Raw genomic sequence first — 1,468 nt, 5'->3', positions numbered from 1 at the left:
CGATCAGCGGCGGCGGCAATCTGGGCAATCCGGGTTCGGCCTTCTCGGTCGCGGCGCTTGCCGATTTCAACGGCAATGGCAGCACCGATGTCCTCTTCCGCAGCCGCACCGGCCTCTTCGCCTCGTGGCAGCTTTCGGGCACCGCGATCACCGGCGGGGGCAACATCGGCAATCCCGGCGCCGCGTTCGCCTTGGTCGGCACCGGCGATTTCAACGGCGATGGCAATGCCGATCTGCTGTTCCTCAATGCCCTCACCGGGGTCTATGCCAGCTGGCAGCTGAACGGCACAGCGATCACCGGCGGCGGCAATATCGGCGCGCCGGGGGCCAGCTTCGTCTACAAGGCAACCGGTGATTTCAACGGCGATGGCAAGAGCGACATCCTGTTCCAGAACGCCAATGGCACTTATGCGATCTGGACGATGAGCGGCACCGCGATCACCGGCGGCGGCAATATCGGCAACCCGGGCCCTTCGTGGTTCTTCAAGGGCACCGGCGACTTCAACGGCGACGGCAGGAGCGACATCCTGTTCCAGAACGCCGATGGCAGCTATGCCACCTGGAACCTCAATGGCAGCGCCATTGTCGGCGGCGGCAATATCGGCAATCCCGGCACCGCCTTCACCCTCGCCGGGATCGACGACTACAACGGCGACGGCCGGTCGGACCTCATCTTCCGCAACGTGAACGGCACTCTCGCCACGTGGACGCTCAACAACACCGCCATCACCGGCGGCGGGAATGTCGGCAACCCGGGCCCAGCCTTTGCGGCGATCGATGCACCCGAGGCGCGCGGCTTTGCCACTCTGGCCTTCCAGCAGACCGGCGGCACCGTGGCGACATGGCTGGTGGGCGCCAACCGCATCGTCGGCGGCGGCACGCTGGGCAATCCCGGCAGCGGCTGGAGCGCACGGGCGGTCGCGGACTTCTCGGGCACGGGCGAGAGCGATGTGCTGTTCCAGCACACCGACGGCCGGCTGGCGACGTTCCGAAGCGATGGCAGCAGCTTCATCGGCGGCGGCAACATCGGCAATCCGGGCGCCGGCTGGACCTTCAGGGCCGCGGCCGATTTCAACGGCGACGGGCGCGCGGACATCCTCTTCCAGAACAGCGCGAGCGGGGTCTACGCCACCTGGAACCTTGCCGGCACCGCCATCATCGGCGGCGGCAACATCGGCACGGCAGCGGGGTTCAGCTTCGTGGCGGCGGGCGATCTCGACGGCGACGGCAAGGCCGACCTGCTGTTCCGCAACGCGGCGGGCACTTATGCCGCCTGGCTGGTCAACGATACCGCGATCACCGGCGGCGGCAACATCGGCAACCCCGGCGCGGACTGGACCTTCAGGGGCCTCGGCGACTTCAACGGCGACGGCAAGTCCGACATGCTGTTCCAGAACACCGCCGGCACCTATGCCAGCTGGGATCTCGATGGCACCAGCATCGTGGGCGGCGGCAACCTCGGCAACCC

At 67.5% G+C, this 1,468-nt stretch carries 1 protein-coding gene; it reads left to right on the top strand.

The window, feature by feature from the left end; translation table 11 throughout:
• Positions 1–1,468 (top strand): VCBS repeat-containing protein (locus IP83_RS19285; protein ID WP_197274457.1); only part of this gene is annotated, 1,468 nt, incomplete at both ends.

Origin of the sequence: Novosphingobium sp. AAP93 (assembly GCF_001296055.1) — a bacterium.
Taxonomy (GTDB): Bacteria; Pseudomonadota; Alphaproteobacteria; order Sphingomonadales; family Sphingomonadaceae; genus Novosphingobium.
The sequence above is the reverse complement of the archived record's forward strand: the minus strand, read 5'-3'. Positions and strand labels throughout refer to the sequence as shown.